The sequence below is a fragment of the Streptomyces sp. NBC_01591 genome (assembly GCF_035918155.1).
GTDB lineage: Bacteria > Actinomycetota > Actinomycetes > Streptomycetales > Streptomycetaceae > Streptomyces.
Genome location: NZ_CP109327.1, coordinates 4,226,625 through 4,242,476 on the forward strand (window position 1 = coordinate 4,226,625; position 15,852 = coordinate 4,242,476).

15 protein-coding genes and 2 pseudogenes are annotated in these 15,852 nt (G+C 70.5%); 10 read left to right on the plus strand and 7 right to left on the minus strand.

Annotated elements, in window-relative coordinates; all coding sequences use genetic code 11:
• Window positions 1-298: 298 nt before the first annotated feature.
• From OG978_RS19625 to OG978_RS19635, 3 genes are all read left to right on the plus strand, one after another.
• Complete coding sequence (locus tag OG978_RS19625) at window positions 299-1,429, plus strand: cytochrome P450 (RefSeq protein ID WP_326770090.1); 1,131 nt, start codon at window positions 299-301, stop codon at window positions 1,427-1,429.
• Window positions 1,426-2,205, plus strand: a complete 780-nt coding sequence (locus tag OG978_RS19630) for an enoyl-CoA hydratase/isomerase family protein (protein ID WP_326766477.1) — start codon at window positions 1,426-1,428, stop codon at window positions 2,203-2,205. The genes OG978_RS19625 and OG978_RS19630 overlap by 4 nt, the downstream gene beginning before the upstream one ends.
• A gap of 471 nt (window positions 2,206-2,676) precedes the next feature.
• Complete coding sequence (locus OG978_RS19635; protein WP_326766478.1) at window positions 2,677-3,294, plus strand: CAP domain-containing protein; 618 nt, start codon at window positions 2,677-2,679, stop codon at window positions 3,292-3,294.
• A gap of 79 nt (window positions 3,295-3,373) precedes the next feature.
• On the opposite strand, the gene OG978_RS19640 is transcribed toward OG978_RS19635, so the two are convergent.
• Entirely contained in the window at window positions 3,374-3,583 is a 210-nt protein-coding gene (locus OG978_RS19640) for a DUF397 domain-containing protein (protein WP_326766479.1), read from the minus strand.
• Window positions 3,580-4,419, minus strand: a complete 840-nt coding sequence (locus tag OG978_RS19645; protein WP_326766480.1) for a helix-turn-helix domain-containing protein — start codon at window positions 4,417-4,419, stop codon at window positions 3,580-3,582. The genes OG978_RS19640 and OG978_RS19645 overlap by 4 nt, the downstream gene beginning before the upstream one ends.
• Before the next feature lie 170 nt (window positions 4,420-4,589).
• On the opposite strand from OG978_RS19645, the gene OG978_RS19650 reads away from it, so the two are divergent.
• Together OG978_RS19650 and OG978_RS19655 are read left to right on the plus strand one after the other, a co-directional pair.
• On the plus strand, window positions 4,590-4,784 hold the full coding sequence (locus OG978_RS19650; RefSeq protein ID WP_442817716.1) for a hypothetical protein: 195 nt from the start codon (window positions 4,590-4,592) through the stop codon (window positions 4,782-4,784).
• 363 nt (window positions 4,785-5,147) lie between these two features.
• A complete protein-coding gene (locus tag OG978_RS19655; RefSeq protein WP_326766482.1) occupies window positions 5,148-5,516 on the plus strand; it encodes a hypothetical protein in 369 nt (122 codons plus the stop codon).
• Between the two features lie 19 nt (window positions 5,517-5,535).
• Here the strand turns inward: OG978_RS19655 and OG978_RS19660 are convergent, their stop codons facing one another.
• Window positions 5,536-6,522, minus strand: a complete 987-nt coding sequence (locus OG978_RS19660; protein ID WP_326766483.1) for a hypothetical protein — start codon at window positions 6,520-6,522, stop codon at window positions 5,536-5,538.
• Window positions 6,523-6,765: 243 nt separating this feature from the next.
• Between OG978_RS19660 and OG978_RS19665 the strand changes: the two genes are divergently transcribed.
• Window positions 6,766-8,073 carry an FAD-dependent oxidoreductase gene (locus OG978_RS19665; RefSeq protein ID WP_326766484.1) on the plus strand — a complete coding sequence of 436 codons (1,308 nt, stop codon included), beginning with the start codon at window positions 6,766-6,768 and terminating at the stop codon, window positions 8,071-8,073.
• Between the two features lie 89 nt (window positions 8,074-8,162).
• On the opposite strand, the gene OG978_RS19670 is transcribed toward OG978_RS19665, so the two are convergent.
• Both OG978_RS19670 and fabG read right to left on the minus strand, forming a co-directional pair.
• Window positions 8,163-9,365, minus strand: a complete 1,203-nt coding sequence (locus OG978_RS19670; protein WP_326766485.1) for an MFS transporter — start codon at window positions 9,363-9,365, stop codon at window positions 8,163-8,165.
• A 2-nt stretch (window positions 9,366-9,367) separates the two neighbouring features.
• Window positions 9,368-10,138, minus strand: a complete 771-nt coding sequence (gene fabG / locus OG978_RS19675; RefSeq protein WP_326766486.1) for a 3-oxoacyl-ACP reductase FabG — start codon at window positions 10,136-10,138, stop codon at window positions 9,368-9,370.
• Window positions 10,139-10,194: 56 nt separating this feature from the next.
• Here fabG and OG978_RS19680 point away from each other — a divergent pair, with 56 nt between their 5' ends.
• From OG978_RS19680 to OG978_RS19690, 3 genes and pseudogenes are all read left to right on the plus strand, one after another.
• Window positions 10,195-11,184, plus strand: coding sequence for an ArsR/SmtB family transcription factor (locus OG978_RS19680; protein ID WP_326766487.1), 990 nt, complete (start codon window positions 10,195-10,197; stop codon window positions 11,182-11,184).
• Window positions 11,185-11,345: 161 nt separating this feature from the next.
• A pseudogene (locus OG978_RS19685) lies at window positions 11,346-11,705 on the plus strand (helix-turn-helix domain-containing protein); the annotation flags it as partial.
• A 92-nt stretch (window positions 11,706-11,797) separates the two neighbouring features.
• A complete protein-coding gene (locus OG978_RS19690; protein WP_326766488.1) occupies window positions 11,798-12,595 on the plus strand; it encodes a VOC family protein in 798 nt (265 codons plus the stop codon).
• 17 nt (window positions 12,596-12,612) lie between these two features.
• On the opposite strand, the gene OG978_RS19695 is transcribed toward OG978_RS19690, so the two are convergent.
• Entirely contained in the window at window positions 12,613-13,428 is an 816-nt protein-coding gene (locus OG978_RS19695; RefSeq protein ID WP_326766489.1) for an HAD-IIA family hydrolase, read from the minus strand.
• Window positions 13,429-13,546: 118 nt separating this feature from the next.
• On the opposite strand from OG978_RS19695, the pseudogene OG978_RS19700 reads away from it, so the two are divergent.
• Window positions 13,547-14,173 (plus strand): annotated as a pseudogene (locus tag OG978_RS19700) (phosphoribosyltransferase); the annotation flags it as partial.
• Window positions 14,174-14,262: 89 nt separating this feature from the next.
• Here the strand turns inward: OG978_RS19700 and OG978_RS19705 are convergent.
• Entirely contained in the window at window positions 14,263-15,765 is a 1,503-nt protein-coding gene (locus OG978_RS19705; RefSeq protein ID WP_326766490.1) for an alpha/beta hydrolase, read from the minus strand.
• Window positions 15,766-15,852: the final 87 nt, after the last annotated feature.

Genomic DNA, 15,852 nt, shown 5'->3' on the forward strand with positions numbered 1-15,852 from the left:
TTGACACGTACAACTGGAGTGACCGAAGAGGGAGTTGAGGCGCACGCGGCAAATGGCAAGGGATCGAGGCAGGGTTTCTCTGTGATACGGGCAACAATGATCCACGCATGGCTGACATATGCGGAGGGGTAGGTTCTGCCGGTAACCATGAGCCCAGGTCAAGGAACTCTGCGTGAGCGCAATATGTGGCACAGACAGTCCCCCCGTCGACCGCCGTGCCCTCATCTCCCTCCTGAGACGTCTCAAATCACCGGAGGGGCAGGCTGATCCCTACCCTTTGCTGGCCGATCTGAGGTCCATGGGCGATGTCGTACGCGCTCCCTGGGACGCGTACTTCGTCACGGGCTTCGACGCGTGCAGCGAGGTGCTGCGCGGGCGCAACTGGCTGGCGCCCGACTTCGCCTGGCAGGAACGCCAGGCGGACACCGAGCGCTGGGAGGCCGTCGCCACGCAGGAGATGACCAAGACCCTCTCGCGGCTCAACGCACCCGAGCACACCTGTCAGCGCCGCAGTCTCGGCAACCTCTTCGACCGGTCGACCATCGCGCGGCTGACCCCGCAGGTGGAGGAGCACGTCACCCGGCTCCTCGACGAGCTGGCCGACAAACTGCGCTGGGGCGAGGCCGACTTCGTCAGTACGGTCAGCGAGCAGCTCCCGATCAGCACCATCGGCTCCTGGCTGGGGATACCGCCGGAGGACTACGCCCACATCCTGGAGATCACCCACAACCAGGTGCACGCCCAGGAGCTGCTGCCCACCAAGAGCCAGCTCGCCGTGTCCGCCGAGGCGACCGTCCATCTGCGCAGCTACTTCACCGATATGGTGAAACAGCGCCGGGCCAACCCCGGCAACGATGTCCTGACCGGCTGGATCCACTTCTGGGACGCCCGGGAACCCGACCGCGAGGCGGCGGACGAGATCCTCTACCGGCTCACCATGTTCGTCACGATCGCCTCGCTGGAGACCACCGCCACACTGCTGTCGGCCATGGTGGATCTGCTCCTGAAGGAACCCGGCAGGTGGGAGTGGCTCGGGGAGAACCCCGGATACATCGACGCCGCCGTCGACGAGGTCCTGCGGTACGACCCGCCGATCCACATCAATACCCGGATCGCGGCGGACGACACCGTGCTGGCGGGCGTCCCGATCGCCAAGGACAGCATGGTCCACGTCATGTACGGAGCCGCCAACCACGACCCCCGGCGCAACGATGACCCGGACGCCTTCGACGTCCGGCGCACCGGGACGCACCTGACCTTCGGGGGCGGGGTGCACTACTGCCTGGGCGCGGCCCTCGCCCGCCTGGAGGCGCGCACGCTCCTGACGCAGCTGCTGAAACGCTTCCCCACCCTGCGCACCGCCGCGCCGGCCGACTACGCGTCCCGGCTGGTCTTCCGGCGGGTCACCTCGCTGAGCGTGGCGATATGAAGCTCTCGCTGTCGCAGTACCTGTCCCCGAACCGGCGGCCTAGCACGGTGCGCACCGAGCGCGAGGGCGCCGTCCTCCGCGTGGAGCTGGACTCCCCCGCCACCGGCAACGCGGTCACCGAGGCGATGCTGGACGATCTGCTGAGGGTCCTGGCCGTACCGGACCCGGACGTCCGGGTGCTGGTGCTCAGCGGGGCCGGCGACGACTTCTGTCTGGGCGGCGACCGGAACGAGTTCGCCGACTGGCTCGACGAGGACCCCACCGGTCGGGGCATCCGGATCGCCGGTGACAAGGCCCGCCGGGTCTGCGAGGCGATCTCCACCAACCCGGCCGTCACCATCGCCCGGATCCAGGGCAAGGCCATCGGCGCGGGTCTCGCGCTGGCCCTCGCCTGCGATCTGCGCGTGGGTGCCGACACCGCCGGTTTCCGGCTGCCGGAGCTGGCGCTCGGGCTGCCCACCGCCTGGGGCGGCGTACTGCCCCGGCTCATCCACGAGGTCGGCGCCGCCCGCGCCCGCGAACTCATCCTCACCGGACGCGCCTTCGACGCCGCCGAGGCGCACGAGCTGTCGGTCCTGCAGCGCATCGTGCCCGAGAGCGATCTCGACGCGGCGGTCACCGCGTGGTCCAAGCCGATCGTGCGCCGCCCCGAGGCCGCCCTGCGCGTCACCAAGGCGCTGCTCAACTCGTACGCCGCCCCGACCCGGCTGGCCGATCCGTCGGTACTGGACGCGGAGCTCATGGCCACCGTCGCCGCGGCGACCCGGCGACGGTAGGGGCAGGGTGCCCATCGGCCTCCCGGCCGAGGCCGGCCGACGTCTCCGCGGTCCCGGTGCCCCCGTCACACCAGTGACATCGGCCACAGGGGTTACCGGGGCTCGGGTCGCCGGATAGTAGATGGCCCCTCGGCGACACGGCGAATATTGTCCGCCTTGGCGGTGATATATCCGTGCATGCTTTGATGGCATTCGGTCCACCCGGCGCGCTCGCCCGTTCCTCGACGGAGCAAAGGCTCCTGACGGGGCAGCAGCGCCTCCACCGGGTCCCGGCGGCCCGCACAGCACGCCTGTGCGCCCGTTTCAAGCGCTGTCCGGGTCTACGGTCCGGGATAGTACTTCCGCTTGTTGCCCCGCTTCGAGGCCCTTCCAACAATGACGACCGCAAGGCGCCTTCGAAGCCGGGCGCGGGAGCTGCGCGGAGCCGGACCACACAGGGCTGCTCCGCGAACATCGAGCGAGGTCACATACATGAGGAAGCACCGCAGGAAGACGTCCTACCGGAAGACAATCATCGCTGTCGTCGCAGCGGGCGCCGTGGGCATCCCCACCGCCGCCATGGCCTGCTACGCCCCGCAGGAGCGGCCCGCCGCCCAGGCGTCGCAGCAGTGGACCCACACCGAGCACCGGGGCGCGCCGCAGGCCGCAGCACCCGTGAGCGCACCGAAGGCGTCCGCCCCGGCGGCTTCCACCCCGGCCGCCCCGGCCACCGATGCCGCCGCGCGCGTGCTGAAGCTCGTCAACAGCGAGCGCGACAAGGCGGGTTGCTCGCCGCTGACCCTGAACGCCGAGCTGACGAAGGCCGCCCAGGCCCACAGCGCGGACATGGCCTCCCACGAGAACATGTCCCACACGGGCTCCGACGGTTCGGCCCCGGACGACCGGATAACGCGCGCCGGTTACGACTGGAGCTCGTACGGCGAGAACGTCGCCTACGGCTACTCCACCCCCGAGAGCGTCATGGCGGGCTGGATGGACAGCCCCGGCCACAGGGCCAACATACTCGACTGCTCGTTCAAGGAGATCGGCGTGGGCCTCGCCCAGCCCGGTGACTACTGGACGCAGGACTTCGGGACGGCCTCGGGCTGAGTCCCGGCAGCGTGACCAAAGCCCCGCCACATTCCCGACTCCGGGAGCGCGGCGGGGCTTTCGTCGTTGCGGCGGTTGGTCAGACGGTGCCGAACTCTCCGTCTTTGACGCCCGCCACGAAGGAGGCGAACGAGGCGGCGGAGGCGTTCAGCACCGGGCCGCTCGGGTTCTTGGAGTCGCGGACGGGGACCACGCCGAGCGAGCCGACGAGGTTGGCGGCGACCTCGATGCAGGCGCCGCCGTTGTCGCTGTACGAAGACTTGAACCAGCGGGGGGATTCGGTCGTCACGGGGAGCCCTTTCGTAACTGGCTGATCATGGCCACGGACGCCGCCTGGGACAGCGATTCGGCCTGTAGTTGATGGTAGGCCGTCAACATGGGCAGTGCCGAAGTGCTTTCCCGGTCCAGATGGCCTTGGTGGGCGGACTCCGCGTACGACATGAGCTGACGGTCCGGCAGCGTCAGTATGTACAGCGGCAAATTGAAGGGTCGGCGCTCCGCCATGTCGAACGGGGCGATCTGGAGCACGGTGTTCGGCAGCTCGGCGAACTCGACCAATCGCGCCAGTTGCGCGTCCATGACGGCAGGGCCGCCGACGGGCCGACGGATGCAGCTTTCGTCCAGCACCGCCAGGACCAGCGGCGGACGCGTGCGGACGAGCGCGGCTTGCCGCTCGGCGACCACCGAGACCCGCTCCATCGCCTGGTCGCTCGTGATCGCACCCCGCTTGACGGCACTCTCCGCGAGTACTGCCGCGTACTCAGGCGTCTGGAGCAAGCCGGGCATGACGCCCACTTCGTACAGCCGGATCTCCGCGGCCCGGCCCTCATAGCCGACGTACTCGGGGAAGCCTTCCAGCAGGCTGCCGTTCCGGATTTCCCCCCATGCACGTTCGAAGGCGTCTGCCGTCCCGACGAGCCCGAGGGCGGAATCCAGGCTGCGCGAAAATCGCAGGGTTGGCGGTTTGCGGGCAGTTTCCACAGCGGAAATATGCTGGCTGGAATATCCCGCGTGCCCGGCCAGCTCTTCCTGGCTCCAGCCGCGAGCCTCACGCGAACTGCGCAGGCGTGCCCCGTAGGCCGCCTGCGGGCTCCGTCCAGGACTTAACTCCTTGCGGTTGACCATGTATTACTCGCCCCTTCCTTCCCCTCTGGCTAGTTGAAGGGACCCCGACTGTAGGCCACGCTGGGTGCCCCTGGTAGTGGAACCACTACGGAGAGGAGCGGTCCGTGTCCGCAGAGAGCGGCTCACCGAACGGTCAGGAACCCCCCGACGTTCCAACCCCCGGAACCCTCATGGCAGATGGAAAGAATGGCGGCCGACTCGGAGAGTTCCGCGGGCTCTCCGGCCCCTACTGGTCTCTTCGGCCGGTCGGTGGCGGGGCCGAGTGGGAAGCCGACCCCGAGTGGGTCCGCGCACTCACCCCCGCCGAGCGCCTGACCACCGAAAACGCGCTGCGGAACCTCAGAAGCAGCCGGGGCGGACTGTGAGCACGAATCCCGACGTGCCGGCACAGTTCCTGGCCCGAGCACGCTGCACAACTCTGGCCGGCCGAGACACCTGCCACGCGGGACCTGTGGCTGTTCTGGACCGGTGACACCACGCACCGCGCGTACCGCCTTGCCGAACTGCCCCCGTGCGGCGCCGTCATCCGCCGACTGCCCGTCCGGCACACAAGGGTGTGCACGCTGTTCGGTCAGCATCCCGCCGCACACTCATGGGACGTGACGGACCCGCTCGCGGCACTGATGACCGAACTGGCAAGGCAAGAAGTACGACGGCTCCACGGGGCGAATCCCGCCTGCCGGATGCCCGGAAGTCCCGCCGCATCGTCCGCCGGATACGGTGGGCGCATGTCCATGGTTCCCCCTGAGGTGGCGTCCTTCGTCGCCGTGGCAGCCCGGCTGCCCGAACGGACGCTGGACGCGATCCGGCAGGCCACCGCCGTGGCGGTGGCATCGGGCGCGTACGACCATTCCGCCGTGCCGAAGCTCTCCGCCGCACATTTCAGCGCACTGAACAAGCAGGTCCGCGACGCTTTCGCCCCGCGTCGCGAAGAGCTCCGCGCCGGACGTCCGGGCGGGCTGCGGTCGGCCATCTCCTGTACGACGCAGACCGCACAGGTGATCTGGAAGCGCGACCGGCTGACCGCCGACCGGTACGCGTCCCTCACCGAGGCATTCACGACCCACGGAGTCCCGCTGCCGCACCACGCCCCCTAGGCAGGGCCTTCGTCTCCGGTCAGGCCTCAGCCGGTAGAGCTGCCGGTGTGCCGTTGATTCTGGCGATGCGTTCGCGCCAGGGGATGGGTTCGGGCTCGGCTGCGGCGGCGGCGCTTCGGCAGGAGGGGCATTCGGATTCGCCGAACAGGGGGCGGAAGACGTGTGGGTCTCCGGGGCCTGTGCATTCGACGAGTTCGGGGAGGGGCGGGCGTTCTTGGGGCTGGTGCTGGACCGGGGGCTCGGGGAGTTTCTGGACGAGGCGGTAGCGCAGGAAGCCGACGGCTGAGCGGACGCCGTCCTGCGGGCGTTCGGCGAGCAGGGCGTGGCGGAGGTCGGATTCGCTCAGGCCGCGTTCGAGCCACTTGACGGCCTCTGCGGCGAGGTCGCGGGCCTCGCGTACGCCCAGGTGCAGTTCACGGCGGGTGTGGCGCAGGGAGAGCAGGACCCGTTCCGCTCGGGCCAGTTGGATGGGGTCTGCTGTGGTGGCCTGCGGGGTCGGTTCGGGTGTGGAAACTGTCGTGGGCTCAGGTTCGGAGGGTGGGTGGGGAGTTGTCTTATCACTGTGGTCTTCTACCGGGTTATAGCCACCGACCACCCGAGGGGCCGGTTCGCCGACCGTCGGAAACTGCGTACTCGGTGGCGGGGTTGCGGGAAGGGCGGTGGGCGAGGCGGTAGGCGGGGCTCCCCGTAAGTGTCCTGCCTGCTCACTCGTCAGGGGGTTGTTCGCGACGAGTTGCTCGGTCAGCCAGCGGCCTCCCTCGCCCTGGCTCCGCCACTCGTGGACGTAGCCGTGCTCGACGAGCTGTCCCTTCGCCTTCTGGTACGCGCGGCCCTTGATGCCCAGCTTGCGGGCGAGTTCGCCCAACGGCTTGCACTTGGCATCGCCGGGGAGGCCCTGGACGTACAGGAGAAGGATCTTCGCGTCACTGCTCAGACGCGGATGGCGGACGACATCGTGCGATGCCTTCGTATAGCGCGCGGAGGGCGCGATAGCATGACGCAACATTTCCGGTGGGTCCGTTCTCCACTGGTTGTGTAGGCCCTCGGATTGGTGTTGTCGCACCGCCGGGGGCCGCCCTATGTGCGCGGTAGCACACAGAGCGTGATGATGTGGTCACCGTAGCGCACCTTCTCCATCTCCCGCCACGCGGACGGAACTTCGCGCGATGACACGTGCCCCTCGTCTGCGGCGGGGTTCGATCGGTACGATTGAAACGTATCAATCCCGCGACTGAGGCGTGAGACTTCCATGCGAACGTACGACATCGTTGTCATAGGCGGCGGACCCTCGGGGGTCCCGGCAGCCGTCCAGGCCGCCCGGCTCGGCGCGCGCACGCTGCTGGTGGAGAAGAACGCCGGGCTGGGCGGCACGACCACCAGCGCCAATGTCGCGTTCCCGGGGCTCTTCCACGCCTGGGGCGAGCAGGTCATCGCCGGGATCGGCTGGGAACTCGTGCGCAGGGCCGTCGAGTTGGGCGGCGACGAGCTGCCGGACTTCCGCGACGACGACCGCCCGCACTGGCAGCGCCAGGTGCGGGTGAACGCACCGCTGTACGGAGCGCTGCTCCTGGAGGAGGTCCACACCAGCGGCATCGATCTGCGGCTGCACACGATGCCCGCGTCGGCGCGCTGGACCGGTGACCGGTGGGAGCTCCAGCTGTGCGGCAAGGACGGGCTCGAATCGTTCGCCGCCCGGCGGCTCGTCGACTGCACCGGTGACGCGGACGTGATCGGCCTGGCGGGGCTGGGGCGTCGGCGCAACCAGGACCGTCAGCCCGGCACCATCGACATCCGGCTGTCCGGCTACGACGTCGACGGCCTCGACCACGAAGAGCTCGACCGCAGGCACGCCGAGGCGGTCGAGTCGGGGGCGCTGCTCCCCTCGGACCTCGGCTCCCGGGGGCGTCCACTGCTGCCGTTCCTGGCGAAGCGGGGCGAGAACGCGATCCATCTCGTCGGGATCGAGGGCGCGACCAGCGAGGGCCGTACCGCCGGGGAGCTCGCGGGCGGGGCGGCGGTCCTGCGCATCTACCGCTTCCTGCGCACCCTGCCGGGTCTTGAGGACCTCCGGCTCGACTTCCGCGCGTCGGAGGTCGGGGTCCGCGAGAGCGTCACGATCGCGGCCCGCACGACCGTGACCGGGGAGGACTACCTGGCGGGGCGCGTCTGGGCCGACTCGGTGTGCAACAGCTTCTATCCGATCGACATCCACCGCCCGGACGGCGACGGGATCGACAAGACCTACCTGCGCCACGGGGTGGTCCCGACCGTGCCCCGCGACGCGATGGTCCCGAACGACAACCCGTACGCCGTCGTCGCGGGGCGCTGCATCGGGTCCGACCAGGCGGCGAACTCCGCGCTGCGGGTGCAGGCCACGGCCATGGCGACGGGGCAGGCGGCCGGTGCGCTCGCGGCGATGTCCGCGGACCGGGGGACGGATGTCACCGCGGTGCCGATGCCGGACCTGCACCGGGTGCTCGTACGCTCCGGAGCGATCGTGCCCGCGCTGCCCGCCGACGCCGAGGTCGCGGAGGCCCCGTGGCCGGATGCCATGTGAACGCACTGTGCAGCTGTCAGGGACGTAGGGCACGGCGATGCGATGGACTACCGGAAACGGACGTTGGTCATCTGCAAGTGAACAACGGGTCAACGCCGACTCGTGGCTGGGATCTCGTCCAACTGGGGCCTTCGGCCGTACAGCGCCACGAGGTGGCGGGCCAGGGCGAGTACGGCGAGCAACGCCACAAGCGCACACACGCCCCGCCACCCGGCCTGGCCGTAGGCGCGTACTCCGAGCCAGGAACCCGCGCTGCCGCCCAGGTAAGCGCAGGTCATGTAGGCGGTGTTGAGCCTGCTGCGGGCGTCGGGACGCAGGGTGAAGACCCGGGCCTGGTTGGCGACCATGCCGGACTGCATCGCGACGTCGAGCAGCAGCGTGCCGAGAATCAGGGCGGTGAGACCCAGTGCTCCGCCCTGGGCGCCCGCAGTGAGGACTGCAGCTGAGACGAGGATCCCGAGCATGCAGACGAGGTTCACAGGATCGGGCCCCCTGCGGTCCACCATGCGTCCGGCGAACGGGGTCCACAGCATGGTCGCCGCGCCGACCAGGGCAAGCATCCCCACCGCCTGGGCGCCCAGGCCGTAGGCCGGGCCGGTAAGAAGGAGCGCCAGACAGGTCCAGACGGCCGAGAACCCGGCGAAGACCGTTGCCTGGTAGAGGCAGGAGCGGCGCAGATCCGGCTCGTTGCGGAGCAGGCGCAGGGACTCAGCCAGGAGTGCCGGGTACGGCTGGTGCGACGGCGGAGTCGTGGCCGGCAGCGTGTAGGCCAGGACGGTCGCGAGGAGCAGGACCAAGACTGCGGCCACCAAGTAGGGGGCGCGCCACCCCAGCCATTCGCCGAGCGTCCCGCTGAAGGTGCGGGCCAGCAGCATGCCGCCGATTGACCCGCTCAACAAGGTGCCCATCACCGCTCCGCGGCGGTCGGCGGCCACCAGCCCGGCCGCCAGCGGAGCGACGATTTGGGCGGCCACGGTGGTGACGCCGATGAGCGCGCTGGCGGCGACGAGAGGCGGCAGGGCTGGAGCGCAGCCTGCGGCGAGCAGGCCCGCGCCGGTAAGGGCGAGCAGGGTGACGAGGAACGGGCGGTAGGGGAGCCGGTCGCCGAGCGGCACCAGCAGAAAGATCCCGGCCGTGTAGCCGACCTGGGTGGCGGTCACCAGCAGGGCGGCGGAATCGGGCGACTCGCGCAGTCCGGCGGCGACCAGCGGGCTGATCGCCTGCGGGAAGTAGATGTTGCCCACGCCGACGGCGCAGGTCACGGCCAGGATCAGGACCAACCGGCGGCTCATCTTCAGTCCACCGGCCCGCCTGCGACGTAGATGACCTGGCCGGAGACGAACCCCGCCCCGGGACTCGTGAGGAAGGACGCGGCATGCGCGATGTCCTCCGGTTGGCCGACTCGGCCGACCGGGATGGACTGCGCGGCGAGGCGTTGGTGCTCTTCGAAGGCGCGGCCTCGTCGCCGGGCGGAGGTCCTGGTCATGTCGCTCACGATGAAGCCGGGAGCAATGGCGTTGGCGGTGACGCCTTGTCGTCCGAGTTGGAGGGCGAGCGTCTTGGTGAAGCCGATGAGACCGGCCTTTGCACTGGCGTAGTCGGCGCGACCGGAATCGCCGAGCGCGGAGATGCTCGACATGTTGATGATCCGGCCCCAGCCGGCCGCCATCATGTGCGGGCTCACGGCCCGTGTGAGGAAGAACGCCCCCCGCAGGCTGACCCCCGTGACCGCGTCCCACTGCTGCGTGGTCATCTCCGCGACGCCGACGTCAGGGCCGCCAATGCCGGCGTTGTTGACCAGCACGGTCGGTGACCCCAACTCGGCTGCGATCTGGGCGACGGCAGCGGTCACGGCCATCTCGTCAGCGACGTCGGCGGCGACCGCTGCCGCTGTCCCGCCGCTGCTCGTGATGGCTTTGACGGTAGCGGCGCACTCTGCCTCGTTCAGATCGACCACTCCGACTGCCAAGCCGTCTCGCGCAAGTCGCTTGGCCACAGCTGCGCCGATACCGCGTGCCGCTCCGGTGACGATCGCTACGCGCTGTGCGTGAGCTGTATGTGTCATGCGTGGAAGTTCACGGCACCCGCACTCCGCTGCCCATCGATGTAGCTTCTGGCTTAATGATCAGCTTTGAGCTTGGGGTCGAGGACCTCGCGGACACGCGGTTCGCCGTGTCGCCCCTGCATGAGACCGTGCTCAGCCTGCGGGTGCTGCGCGAGCCGGGACTGTCCGCGCTGCACCTCCCATGGCGCAGGTCCGTTCTCGGCAGACTCAGCGCGCTCGACACCGACCTGCTCATGTCCCTGGTAGCGACGAGGCGCACCCTTCCCGACTTCCTGACGCCGCGGCCTGCAAGATTCGCCCCAGCCTTCGAAGAAGAACTGGCCGTCGTCCGCCAGACCTCCCCCGATCTGGTCCGCCGCGATCTGCTGGCCACGCACGCGCCGGACCCGCTCCCCAGGGCTCTGCACGCTGCCACCGCTGCCGACGACGCGCCGGTCGTCAGACTCCGCGACGCCCTCTGCGAGCTCCTGCGGCAGTACTGGGAGGCCGCCATCAAGCCGATGTGGCCGCAAATGCAGCTGCTGCTGGAAGCCGACATGACCTACCGTGCGCGGCGACTGGCCATGGGAGGCGCCCGCCTGCTGTTCGCCGACATGCACCCGAATCTGCGATGGCACAACGGCGTGCTGCACATCGACAAGATGATCGGCAGACACCGCGTCGCGGCGTCCGGCCGAGGGCTGCTGCTCGTACCGTCTGTGTTCGCTCACAAGCCCGCGCCCCCCGTCAGCCCAGAGGAACCGCCGATGCTGGCGTACCCCAGTCGCGGAGTGGCGACGCTCTGGGTCCCAGCGCCCATCGCTGACGCGACTGCCCTCGTGTCCCTTCTGGGTGCGCCCCGATCGAGACTGCTCAGCCTCCTCGATGAGCCGCTGCCCACAGTCGAGATCGCCCGCCGCCTCAGGGTCACCCCGAGCGCCGTGTCCCAGCACCTACGCGTCCTGTACGCCACCGGCCTCGTCACCCGGGCTCGCGCCGGACGACAGGTCCTGTACCGCCGTAGCCCCCTCGGCGACCAACTGACCGGCCAGCGTCAGCCCCCCTGAGCCCGATGAAGCGAGGACCGGCTGTTCGCTGATCCGTCAGCCCACCTCGGCGCGCGTGGCGCGCGCTCGGCGGTCGCCAGGAGCGGTTCTCGTCGCGGATCATGCGACGCAGGCTGGTGCGGGTGGCTACGAGGTCGTTCTCCAACGATGCGATGCGAGAGGCCGAGGAACTCCTGGACGCGATCCGGACGGTGGCCTCGGGCGACACGCTCCTGTCGCCCACCGCCACCCGGGCCCTCATCACCCGCTACCTGGCCCGCCCGGAAGGCGGTGTCGCCGCGCCCGAGTCCCTGGACGTACTGACCGCCCGCGAGCGCGAGGTCATGGCGCAGGCCGCCGAGGGCCTGTCGAACGACGAGATCGCCGCCCGGATGCACGTCAGCCCGCTGACCGTACGCACGCACGTCGGGCGGGCGATGACGAAGCTGGGCGCCCGGCACCGGGCCCAGCTGGTCGCCATGGCCTACCAGTCGGGCCTGGTGCGGGTGGACCCGCCGCAGGGCCGGAGCACGCCTGGGTAGCCCTGGGGCCCGCGTTCCCAGCGCGCGGGGAAGCGGTCCGCTGGCTAGCGTGACAAATCGGACCACCCACCGAGCGCGAAGGAGTCAGGGTCATGGCTGTACAACCGGAGGGCACACCGTGCTGGGCCGACGCGACGTTCGCCGACCTGGAGGGAGCGAAGAGCTTCTACGGTGATGTGCTGGGCTGGACGTTCGGCGAGTCCTCGTCCGAGTTCGGCAACTACACGCAGGCGTACGCCAACGGCAAGGCGGTCGCCGCGGTGGTGCCCCCGATGCCCGGCCAGGAGGGCCAGTCGGCCTGGTGTCTGTACCTGGCCTCACCGGACGCCGAGGCCACCGCCGCGAAGATCCGGGACAACGGCGGCGAGACGCTGATGGACCCCATGCAGGTCGGCGAGTTCGGCACGATGCTGCTGGCCCGCGACCCCAGCGGAGTCGCCTTCGGCGTGTGGCAGGCCGGTACCCACGAGGGCTTCGAGGCACAGGCCGTGCCCGGTGCGTTCTGCTGGGCGGAGGTCTTCACCCGGGAGCCCGAGAAGTCCGACGCTTTCTTCCCCGCCGTCTTCCCGTACTCGATGGTGAAGATGGAGGACGAGCACGTCGACTTCCGGATGTTCAACCTGGGCGACAAGACCGTCATGGGGCGGATGAAGATGGGCGACGAGTTCCCGCCCGAGGTGCCTCCGTTCCTGAACGTGTACTTCACCGTCGCCGACTGCGACGCGGCGGTGGCGAAGGCCACCGAGCGCGGCGGGGTGCTGCGGTTCGGCCCGATGACCATGCCGTTCGGCCGGTTCGCGGCGCTGACGGACCCGCAGGGTGCGGCGTTCTCCGTCATCGACGTGAACACGACCGAGGGCGAGGTGCCCAAGACGTCACCGGTGTCCTGAGGCGGGTCACCCGGCCCTCACTCCCCCGGCCGCTCCAGCCGCTCCAGCAGTTCCGGAAGGTCGGCGAAGGAGTCGATCACGTGGTCCGGGGTGCCCTCGGCCGCCCGGTGCGTCTCGGGGAGGTACTTGCCGGTTCTGACGAGAACCCCGGTGAGCCCCGCGGCCTGGGCCGCCAGCACGTCGGACTCGATGTCGTCGCCCACCATCAGGGCCTCGGACGCGGTGACGCCGAGGTGGGCCAGGGCCGCGGCGAAGAACGATCCGGCCGGTTTGCCGGTGATCTCCGCCTCGACGCGGGCCGCCCGCTCCAGCCCCAGGAGGAAGGCCCCGGTGTCGAGATCGAGCCCGGTGGCCGTGCGCCAGTACAGGTTCCGGTGCATGGCTACGAGCTCGGCGCCGCGCTGCAGGTGGCGGAAGGCGCGGTTCAGCTCCGCGTAGCCGAAGGCGTCCCCGGCCCCGCCGATGACGACGACGTCCGGCGCCTCGTCGTGGCCGGACGCCTCGTCCTCGTCGACCAGGGTCACGCCCGTCAGATCGTCCCGGATGTCCCCGGAGTTGATCAGCAGACAGCGGGCGCCGGGGTGGTGTTCGCGCAGGTGCGCCGCGGTGACGGCCGGGGCGGTGAGGATGTCCTCGGCCGCGACGGGAAAGCCCTGGCCCGCCAGTTCCGCGGCGATCGAGGCGCGGGTGCGGGAGGTGGTGTTGGTGACCAGGGCCAGCGGGACACCCGCCTCGCGCAGCCGCCGCATCGCCGCGACGGTTCCGGGCAGCGGTTTCCACGCCACCGTGAGCACCCCGTCGATATCGATCAGGACCGCTCCGTTTCGTCCCATACAACAGACCTTGCCCGAGTTGCGGGGTCGCCGCACATGGGGTTGTTTCGAAGTAGGGAAGCCGGTGGGGCACGTACGTATGCGTTGCCCTGCCTCCCCTGGTTGGGGGTGAACCGCCGTGCTGTTCGCCGACCGCGTCGACGCGGGCCAGCAGCTGGCCGAGGCGCTCCGCCACCTTGAGCGGGAGCACCCCGTCGTGCTCGGACTGCCCCGGGGCGGAGTCCCGGTGGCCTTCCAGGTGGCGCAGACACTCGGTGCCGAACTCGATGTGATCGTCGTCCGCAAGCTCGGCGTACCGCACCACGAGGAGGTGGCGTTCGGCGCCATCGGCGAGGGCGGGGTGCGGGTCGTCAACGACGACGTCGTCGGGCGACTGTGGGCCGGCAAGCAGGATCTCGCGGCGGTCGAACGGGTCGAGGAGGCGGAGCTCGTACGACGGGCGCAGGTGTACCGGGCCGGGCGGGCGCGGACCCCGCTCGAAGGCCGGACGGTGATCGTCGTGGACGACGGCATCGCGACCGGCGCCACGGCCGAGGCGGCCTGCCTGGTGGTACGGGCACAGCAGCCGGCGCGGGTGGTGGCGGCCGTGCCGGTGGCGCCGCCGGATGCGGTCGTGCGGCTGCGCCGGAGCGCGGACGAGGTGGTGTGCCTGTCGATGCCGCGCCTGTTCTACGCGGTCGGCGAGTGGTACCGGGACTTCTCGCAGACGTCCGACGAGGAGGTCGTCTCCCTGCTGGCACAGGCCAGGAACAGCGGACATGTGACGCCGGGCTGCGACTGAGCGGGGCCGGCTCCGCCCGGTCGCGGCCCCGCCGGGTCGCGGCCCCGTCGCGATCAGTCCGCGCAGTACGCGTCGCGCTCCGGCCGCGTCCCTGTGGTCAGGAACTCGGTGACCGCGCGGTCGCCGCAGGCGTTCCCGTTGCCCAGGTACATGCCGTGCCCACCGTGGTCGACGGCGACCATACGGGCCCGGTCCCCGAAGGCCGCGCGCATCTTCAGGGCGCCGGAGTACGGGGTCGCCGGGTCGCGCAGGCCCTGGATCATCAGGACGTTGGACGGTCCCTGGTCCGTGATCCTGGTCGGCTCCTCGGCGGGGACGTCCTTCCAGAAGGCGCACGGGGTGACGTTCGCCGGCACCCCGGCGGTCAGCGGGTGCTGCACGCGGTCGGCGGCGACGGCGCGCCGGAACGAGGCGACCGTGCCCTGCCAACGCACGTCGTTGCAGACCACGCCGATCGAGACCGCCGCGTCCGCGTCCGGGAGCGGCCCGCTCAGCGCGGCGGGCAGGACCGGCGTCACCGAGGTGTCCCGGGCCGCCTGGACGAGCTCCGCCAGCTCGGCGAAGGCGTCGTCGTCGTACAGGGCCATCTGGAGCGCCTGGCGCAGCCGGTTGCCGGTCAGCGGGACGCCCGGCGTGGTGGACTCCCTCGGTTCACGGTCCAGCCGCGCCGCCAGATCCAGCACCAGCGGCCGTACGTCCTCGGCCCGCTGCGCGAGTCGCAGTCCCTCCTCGTCCCGGGCCGGGTCCGAGGCCCAGCGTGCGAAGTCGGGGAACCGGTCGTCCGCCCCCACCGCCATGTTGGCCAGCCAGCCCTGCCCGACGCGCGACGGGTCGGGGTCGCCGCTGCTGTCCAGCACCCAACGGTCCGTGTGCTGGGGGTACTTCTGCGCGTACACGGCTCCCACATAGGTGCCGTACGAGCTCCCCCAGGCCGACAGTTTCTCCTCGCCGAGCGCCTGCCGGAAGCGGTCGATGTCCCGTACCTCGTTGGCCGTGGTCAAGCTCCGCAGCACCGGGCCGCCGTTGCGGGCGCAGGCCTCGGCGGTGCGCCGGGAGCGCGTCACGTTCTCGGTGATCGAGCCGTCGGCGCCGGGCCAGGACCGCAGGTTCACCAGCTCCCGGTCCTCCGGGGCGAGCCCGCAGCTCGCCTTCGTGCTGCCGCCGACCCCGCGCGGGTCGAGGCTCACGATGTCGTACCGCCCGCCCGTCTCCCGCTGCAGCCGCTCCCCCTTCTCCGTCACCCGCTGCACCCCGGAGGAGCCCGGACCGCCGGCGATCACCATCAGAGTCCCGCGCCGGGCGGCGGGCCGGTCGCTGCGTACCCGGGTCACCGCGAGGGAGAGCTGCGGGCCGTCCGGGTCCCGGTAGTCCTGCGGTACGGGCAGTTCGGCGCACTCCTGCGCGGCGGGACCGCCGGCCGTGGCACAGGGCCGCCAGGAGAGCGCGGGTGCGGCGCCCTCGGCGTGGGCAGGCGGGGTCACGGCCCCGGTGATGGCGGTGGCGACAGCGGTGACGGACAGGGCGAGGAACGCGGCGGATTTGCGGTAAGTCGTCATGCAGCAAGCCTTGTTGAGCCGGGCTCCCCGGCCCATCCGGGAGGCATGCCGGTGCGCGGTGGGGATAGCCCCCGGTCGACGGGGCGA

What these genes read in the sequence shown, in the direction of transcription:
- OG978_RS19625 (WP_326770090.1), top strand. Translation starts at nt 299, where the DNA reads ATGGGCGATGTCGTACGCGCTCCCTGGGACGCGTACTTCGTCACGGGC.
- OG978_RS19630 (WP_326766477.1), top strand. Translation starts at nt 1,426, where the DNA reads ATGAAGCTCTCGCTGTCGCAGTACCTGTCCCCGAACCGGCGGCCTAGC.
- OG978_RS19635 (WP_326766478.1), top strand. Translation starts at nt 2,677, where the DNA reads ATGAGGAAGCACCGCAGGAAGACGTCCTACCGGAAGACAATCATCGCT.
- OG978_RS19645 (WP_326766480.1), bottom strand. Translation starts at nt 4,419, where the DNA reads ATGGTCAACCGCAAGGAGTTAAGTCCTGGACGGAGCCCGCAGGCGGCC.
- OG978_RS19650 (WP_442817716.1), top strand. Translation starts at nt 4,590, where the DNA reads ATGGCAGATGGAAAGAATGGCGGCCGACTCGGAGAGTTCCGCGGGCTC.
- OG978_RS19655 (WP_326766482.1), top strand. Translation starts at nt 5,148, where the DNA reads ATGTCCATGGTTCCCCCTGAGGTGGCGTCCTTCGTCGCCGTGGCAGCC.
- OG978_RS19660 (WP_326766483.1), bottom strand. Translation starts at nt 6,522, where the DNA reads ATGTTGCGTCATGCTATCGCGCCCTCCGCGCGCTATACGAAGGCATCG.
- OG978_RS19665 (WP_326766484.1), top strand. Translation starts at nt 6,766, where the DNA reads ATGCGAACGTACGACATCGTTGTCATAGGCGGCGGACCCTCGGGGGTC.
- OG978_RS19670 (WP_326766485.1), bottom strand. Translation starts at nt 9,365, where the DNA reads ATGAGCCGCCGGTTGGTCCTGATCCTGGCCGTGACCTGCGCCGTCGGC.
- fabG (WP_326766486.1), bottom strand. Translation starts at nt 10,138, where the DNA reads ATGACACATACAGCTCACGCACAGCGCGTAGCGATCGTCACCGGAGCG.
- OG978_RS19680 (WP_326766487.1), top strand. Translation starts at nt 10,195, where the DNA reads ATGATCAGCTTTGAGCTTGGGGTCGAGGACCTCGCGGACACGCGGTTC.
- OG978_RS19690 (WP_326766488.1), top strand. Translation starts at nt 11,798, where the DNA reads ATGGCTGTACAACCGGAGGGCACACCGTGCTGGGCCGACGCGACGTTC.
- OG978_RS19695 (WP_326766489.1), bottom strand. Translation starts at nt 13,428, where the DNA reads ATGGGACGAAACGGAGCGGTCCTGATCGATATCGACGGGGTGCTCACG.
- OG978_RS19705 (WP_326766490.1), bottom strand. Translation starts at nt 15,765, where the DNA reads ATGACGACTTACCGCAAATCCGCCGCGTTCCTCGCCCTGTCCGTCACC.